The sequence below is a fragment of the Plectonema radiosum NIES-515 genome, assembly GCF_025753815.1.
Taxonomy (GTDB): Bacteria; Cyanobacteriota; Cyanobacteriia; order Cyanobacteriales; family Nostocaceae; genus Hassallia; species Hassallia radiosum_A.
Genome location: NZ_JAOWRF010000136.1, coordinates 22,236 through 28,865, shown reverse-complemented (window position 1 = coordinate 28,865; position 6,630 = coordinate 22,236). Strand labels below are relative to the sequence as shown.

Genomic DNA, 6,630 nt, shown 5'->3' with positions numbered 1-6,630 from the left:
ATATTTAATTTCGATTAGGCTCGGCTAGAGCCGAATTTACGCCTGTGGACAAGAACCCGCCGACGGGCTTGGTTGAAGCAGGAAGCAGACCCTTCAGGAGCAATCTTGATTGAATGGTAAGACGAGCGATAAGTTTAACCAAGTTTTGTGTAGCAGCCTTCAATCTACAACATCAACTCGCTTTAATGCAGCCGTCAATTCTGTCATAAATTCAACAAAGACGCGAACTTTAGCCGAGAGATAGCGTTTTTGCGGATATAACACTGCGATCGGTAATCCAACTTGGGTCGCGTAGGGTTGGAGAATCGGCTGGAGGTCTCCACGGGCGATCGCTTTCGCGGCAATAAATTTGGGAAATTGAACCACACCGGCTCCTTGAATAACCGCGTCTAAAATGACCTCTGAATTATCGAATCGCAGATAACTGTCTACGGAAAGGTCGATGGCTTTTCCGTCTTGTTCAAACTTCCATTTAGATTCTCGCCCGGTCTGTGGAAAGATAAAGTTGACACAGCGATGCTGCAATAGGGAAGTGGGGGTTGTGGGGGTACCATACTGGGCGAGATACTGCGGCGAGGCACAAGTAATGTAGCGTGCAGTTGCCAGGTGGTGCATAATTAAACGGCTATCGTTGCTGATTCCAATCCGCACAGTCGCATCGATGCCCTCCTCAATCAGATCGATCAAGCGATCGTTAAAAGAAACATTCAGTTTTAGCTGAGGATATTGTGCGGCAAATCGCACCAGAGCCGGAGCGATATGCATTTTGCCAAACACAAAGCTCAGATCAAGTCGCAATGTTCCGATAGGCATTGATTGCGATTGTTTGACTTCGAGTTCGGCTTCTTCCAAGTCGTTGATAATTTGCTGACAGCGTTGATAAAATCGGTTGCCATCTTCGGTCAGCGTCAAACTGCGAGTCGTCCGCTGGAGCAAGCGCACCCCCAATTCATCTTCTAAGCGCAATACGGCTCGACTCACGGCTGAAGGAGCCATTCCTAACTGTCGTGCTGCCTCCGAAAAGCTGCAATATTGAGCGGAGCGCATAAAAATCATCAGGCTTTTCAGCTTGTCCATTCACGCAAACGCATTTTTGAATTTTTTGCACAACTGTTTTGAATTTTAACTACTTTTTCCCTTTTCCTGTACAAGCTACTATTTAGACAAAATGAAATTTCAAATACACAAACAGCATTGAAAAAACAACTATGACACAGCAAATAAACGCAAAACGACTCATCTTAGTCACCGGAGCCACAGGCAATCAGGGCGGCGCGGTGGCGCGTCATCTTTTACAGCGCGGAAATTTCACGGTTCGTGCCTTCGTGCGCGACCAAAACAAGCCCGCAGCCCAAGCACTCAAACAAGCGGGTGCAGAACTCGTAGAAGGAGATTTCAGCGATCGCGCTTCCCTCGATCGCGCTCTGGAAGGTGCCGATGGCGTTTTTTCGATACAAACCTTCCTCAAAGGCGGATTAGAAGCCGAAATCCGCGACGGCAAAACGGTCGCAGACGCAGCTTCATCGGCGGGCATCCAGCATTTCGTCTACAGTTCGGTGGGTAGCGCAGAACGCAACACGGGCATTCCGCATTTCGACAGCAAGTTTCAAGTCGAAGAATACATCCGATCGCTTGGTTTGCCTTACACGATGATGCGTCCGGTTTTCTTTTTCTACAATTACAACGCGATGCGTCCAATGGTTGAAAAGGGAACGCTTTCCCAGCCGCTCAGTCCGGAAACGAAATTGCAGCAACTTTCCGAAGAGGATTACGGAGAAATGGTCGCCGAGGTTTTCGAGCGTCCCGCAGATTTCTTGAACAGCGTTCATGAAGTCGCAAGTGTGGACATGACCATGCCGGAAATCGCTGCCGCGTTCAGCCGTGTTTTCGGAAAAACCGTCAACTACCAACAAATTCCCTTTGAAGCGTTTGAGCAGCAAGCCGGAGAGGAAGTAACCACCATGTATCGCTGGTTTGAGAACGTCGGCTACGGAGCGGATCTAGCGGAATTGAAACGCGATTTTCCTTCCCCGACCGACTTTGAATCCTATCTGCGCGACCACGACTGGACAAAACCAGCCGAAAGTGCCCCGGATGTCGGGTCAAAAGTGTGAACTGACAATTACAAATGAGGCACTGTTTTAAGCTTTACAAGGAACTGACGGGAGTTTGAAAGCCCCCAAGGAACAGGTACTCAGATTGGTGAAAACCACAAATTGAGCAAGTTATGTCTTAGATTCAAGAATCCCCGTGTCAATAGATGCGGGGAGTGTCAATTAACGCTTTTGGTTATTACCTCACGCACTCGATATATGGGGCGTCCTTGGGATTCGTGGTAAGTACGCATTAGCAATTCTGCCAAAAGACCGAAGCAAAAAAGCTGTACACCAGTTACCAATAACAGAACCGCCAAAATCAGCAAAGGGCGATCGCCTATATTCTCATGAAAAGCTAATTTGACAAAAGTTAAGTAAAGTGCGATCGCTCCACCCGAAAGCATGGAAATTAAGCCCCACAGCCCAAAAACGTGCATCGGACGGGTGAGGAACTTTTTCATAAACAAAATAGTTAACAAATCCATCAACACCCGGAAAGTACGGGATAATCCATACTTACTCTGACCAAAGCGACGGGCGTGATGACGTACCGGAATTTCGGTAATTCTTGCTCCTTCAATGTACGCCAAAGCTGGTAAAAATCGGTGCAGTTCGCCATAAAGGTTCATATCTGCGACCAATTCGGCGCGATAAGCTTTTAGCGAACAACCATAATCATGAATATTTACACTAGTAGTCCGTCTAATTAACCAGTTGGCAATTTTGGAAGGAAGTAACCGCTTCAAAGCACCATCTTGACGGTTTTTCCGCCAACCGCTGACCAAATCGTAACCTTCTTCTAACTTGGCTAATAATAACGGTATATCTACTGGGTCATTTTGCAAATCAGCATCTAAAGTGACAATTGCTGTACCTAAAGCATGATTAAATCCAGCAGACATTGCTGCCGTTTGACCGTAATTGCGTCGCAAAATAACCGCTTTTAAATCGCTGCGTGTTTGGGCTTCTTTTCTGAGAAACTCCGCACTTCCATCAGAAGAACCGTCATCTACACAAATGATCTCATAATTTAACTCACTTGCAGTTAAAGTGGAAGCGATCGCCTCCAGCAAATGCGGTATTGATTCAACCTCATTATATATCGGCACCACAACCGAAACAGCAGGAACAACCGACGACATTGCCCCATTTTGTTCAGTCATCCTTTCGGAAATCAACCCACCCCTCATATTCCTTAGCGTCCTTAGCGTCTTTGCGGTTCGTAACTCTTCACAACCCTGCCAGCACCTCGCAGCTGCTGATAATATGACTGACTAACCGCATCTCCCTGTTCCGTCAAACAGTCGATTGCAATACCATTTCGTCCCTTCTCTTTGCCGGAACTATGGATGTAATAATTATCTGCCAAATAAAGTCCGACATGAGTCGCTTTTTGGGGAGTGCCAAAAAATACCAAATCCCCTACCTCTAGTTCTGCTGTACTAATTGGCTGAGTGAATTCTTCTTGCTGATAAGCGTCTCTAGGCAGCCAAATACCCACCGAAGCAAAAGCCGCTTGCATCAACCCCGAACAATCATAATTTGGTGCTACGGTACCACCCCAGAGGTAATAATTTGCTTGTTGCATCGCTTTTTGGGTAAAAACAATTACTTCTGCGAGCAGTTTTTTTATTTGAGATTGAGAAAATAAAGTAGCTTCATAAAGTACAGTAGCAGATTGTAATAAACTCAAATCTGTGGGCGATAACCATCCTGGATAATCATCCTCACACAAGCAAACCTGTAAAGACGCAAAATTTTGCGTCTCTACATCATTATCATTTGATATTATCCGTAAATGTCGCCCAACTGCGGCTTGAGTTGCCAAGCGCGTACATTCAGGAGAATCATATAAGTTTAGGTCAGCAAGACACTTATATTCACCCGATTTTGGATTTTCGATTTTGGATTTTAGATTAAAGGGCATTCTTCAAGAACAATGATTTTTTTTAATCAAGACGAACAACTAGAAAATCTCGGCTTAGGCATAATAGATGCAACTTGGGCACAATTTCCCACTTTAGCCCGTAACCAAATTGCTCTAACTTGGATTGTCTACGATCCGCCGGTACTAGTAAATACTGGTGGTGCTTTAACTCCCAATGCTTTTTGGAACCATTCGGTACGTGGTTTTACTTATCGCGGTGTTGAACGAATTTATCCTGCAAGTGTCGTGAAACTGTTTTACATGGTAGCGGTAAACGAATGGCTGGAAAAACAAATGCTTCAGACTTCCAAGGAATTGGAAAGAGCTACACGGGATATGATAATTGATTCTAGCAATGATGGTACCAGCTTAGTTATAGATATGCTGAGTGGAACCACTTCCGGACCCGAATTATCGGCAGGACCATTTGAAACTTGGAAGCATCAACGCAATATCGTTAACCGTTATCTCAAGTCTTTGGGGTGGGAAGAATTAGACACAATTAACCTTTGCCAAAAAACTTGGGGTGATGGTCCTTATGGACGGGAGCGGGCATTTTATGGAGAAATGCTAGATAATCGCAACATGTTGACGACAAACGCCACTGCCAGATTATTGCATAGTATCGTTGGTGGGGTGGCAGTGTCTAGTGGGCGATCGCAAGCAATGATGGCTTTACTTAAACGCAGTCTCAATCCGGAAGATTTACCAAAAGACGTTGAAGAAGACCAAATTACAGGCTTTTTAGGTAGTGGACTTCCGCAAAACGCGCAAATTTGGTCAAAAGCCGGTTGGACAAGTCAAGTTCGTCACGATGCAGCTTACATCGAGTTACAAGATTTGCGTCCCTATCTGTTAGTAGTATTTACAGAAGGCAAAGCACAAGCCAAAAGCCGGGAAATTTTGCCTTTTATTTCCAAGCATTTTGCGGAAGCTATTAGCAGTTTGAGATAAAGCAGGAGTCAGACAGATTTAAACGCACCAGGTAGCTAAGGTTAGCGCAAAGGTGAATCAGTCGGCTCTTTCTTCGGTTTGCGTCTATTCGTACTGATTCTCCCATTGGGTACGCAGAGTCTTCCTTCAGATTTTCGTTATCAACTTATGCAAGCATTGTACTTAGTACAAAATTCCACGCATTTCATAACTAAATTTATGAGCATTGACTCGGTGAAACGAGTGCGCTTACCTCAGCTACCTGGAGCGTTTCAAAACGCTACGATTTTACGCTTATTGCCGCTAGCACCTACCCAATCTCGGAAAAACAAAAGTTGTCACCCAAAATGTAAATATCGGCAAACAAACCAAATGCACTAATAAAACCGATGTCGCTACTCCGATAACTTGTCCTTTAACTCCTATCAGTAAAGCAGCAGCAAATATCCCAGTAAAGATAATATTCCACCGGAAATCTAAATTAGGTTTGCCAATAGCTACTAGTAACTGAGATGCCGCATCTGCAAAAGGTCGAGAAATTGCCGATAAGCAAATCATGATCAAAACTGGAATCGCAGGTACCCACTTTTGACCAAAAACAATTGGTACATAAAAAGGAGCCAAGCTAGCTTGTAATATCACAAAGGGAATAATAATATAGCTAATAGTTTTGAGACTGCTAAAGTAGCGTTTTTTGAACTCAAACCAATCGGAACGCGCTGCACATAAATGAGGTAAAATTGCTGAACTGACAGCGTTGATAATACTTAAGCTAATGCCTAAACCAGCATTAAAGCCAAAGAAGTATATACCCAGTTCTTTAATGCCGATGAAGCGTCCAACTATGAGATAATCTAAGTTATTTCTGAGAGTTTTGAGTAAACCAACACCGAGCAAGTTTTTACCAAAACTGAAAATTTCTCCCCAGTGCTTAGTGGTGAATTTAGAGTGCGATCGCCAATCATGAAAATAATAGTATATGATTAGCTCCAGCGGTGCTACCAAAAAGGCTGGCAGCACAAAAGACCACACACCCATCCCTGCAAGCGCTAATACAGCAGAAAATATACTCGCAAATGAGTTTTGCAAGCTGTCAGTCACAGCGATAATTTTTAAGCGATTTTCTCTTTGAATTAAAGTCTTTTGAATAGCCGATACGGGCCAAATTAAATAAACAAGCCCTGATACAATAATTGGCAAAAGAATCTCATTATTTTGATAAAACCAAGAAATAGGAAAAGCGGCAATACTTTGGATGAAAAATAAACTGATAAAAATCATCCAGTTTAACCAATATGCAGAATTGCACAAAACCTCTAATTCTTTTTCTTCAGCTTGAATAATTTTTGCACCAATTCCGACATTGGTAAACGTCAAAGTAAACTCCCTAACTGTCATCACAATTGCCCCTAAACCGTAGTCATAAGGAGTCAAAAAACGTGCGATGATGACTACTAATCCTAAACGCAAGACTCTATAGACGATTTCTGTTATACCTAGCCAGCTAAGATTGCGTAGAAACTGGCTAGACAGTTTTTCTTGGAGTCGATTAATTAATGAGTCAAGAAAATTCGGTTTCTGTAGATGCCGCTTATTAATGAATGTCATATTCTAGTACATGAAAGCACAAGGTATTAACGTAAGTTACGTTTTTATTATTCCATCGATTTTAGA

Annotated in this window: 6 protein-coding genes; 2 read left to right on the top strand and 4 right to left on the bottom strand. The window is 43.5% G+C overall.

Annotation, left to right across the window (positions count from 1 at the left end):
* Window positions 1-159 precede the first annotated feature (159 nt).
* Window positions 160-1,077 (bottom strand): LysR family transcriptional regulator, encoded by a 918-nt coding sequence (locus tag OGM63_RS09000; protein ID WP_263745188.1) that lies wholly within the window; start codon window positions 1,075-1,077, stop codon window positions 160-162.
* Between the two features lie 131 nt (window positions 1,078-1,208).
* On the opposite strand from OGM63_RS09000, the gene OGM63_RS08995 reads away from it, so the two are divergent.
* The gene (locus tag OGM63_RS08995; protein ID WP_263745187.1) at window positions 1,209-2,114 is read left to right on the top strand and encodes an NmrA/HSCARG family protein; all 906 of its coding nucleotides are present in this window, start codon (window positions 1,209-1,211) and stop codon (window positions 2,112-2,114) included.
* Window positions 2,115-2,272: 158 nt separating this feature from the next.
* Here OGM63_RS08995 and OGM63_RS08990 read toward each other — a convergent pair whose 3' ends face one another.
* On the bottom strand, window positions 2,273-3,259 hold the full coding sequence (locus OGM63_RS08990; protein WP_263745186.1) for a glycosyltransferase family 2 protein: 987 nt from the start codon (window positions 3,257-3,259) through the stop codon (window positions 2,273-2,275).
* Between the two features lie 41 nt (window positions 3,260-3,300).
* Window positions 3,301-4,023 (bottom strand): C40 family peptidase, encoded by a 723-nt coding sequence (locus tag OGM63_RS08985; RefSeq protein ID WP_263745185.1) that lies wholly within the window; start codon window positions 4,021-4,023, stop codon window positions 3,301-3,303.
* Between the two features lie 12 nt (window positions 4,024-4,035).
* Here OGM63_RS08985 and OGM63_RS08980 point away from each other — a divergent pair, with 12 nt between their 5' ends.
* Window positions 4,036-4,977 carry a serine hydrolase gene (locus tag OGM63_RS08980; RefSeq protein ID WP_263745183.1) on the top strand — a complete coding sequence of 314 codons (942 nt, stop codon included), beginning with the start codon at window positions 4,036-4,038 and terminating at the stop codon, window positions 4,975-4,977.
* A 282-nt stretch (window positions 4,978-5,259) separates the two neighbouring features.
* Here OGM63_RS08980 and OGM63_RS08975 read toward each other — a convergent pair whose 3' ends face one another.
* Window positions 5,260-6,564, bottom strand: a complete 1,305-nt coding sequence (locus OGM63_RS08975) for a lipopolysaccharide biosynthesis protein (protein ID WP_263745182.1) — start codon at window positions 6,562-6,564, stop codon at window positions 5,260-5,262.
* Window positions 6,565-6,630 lie beyond the last annotated feature (66 nt).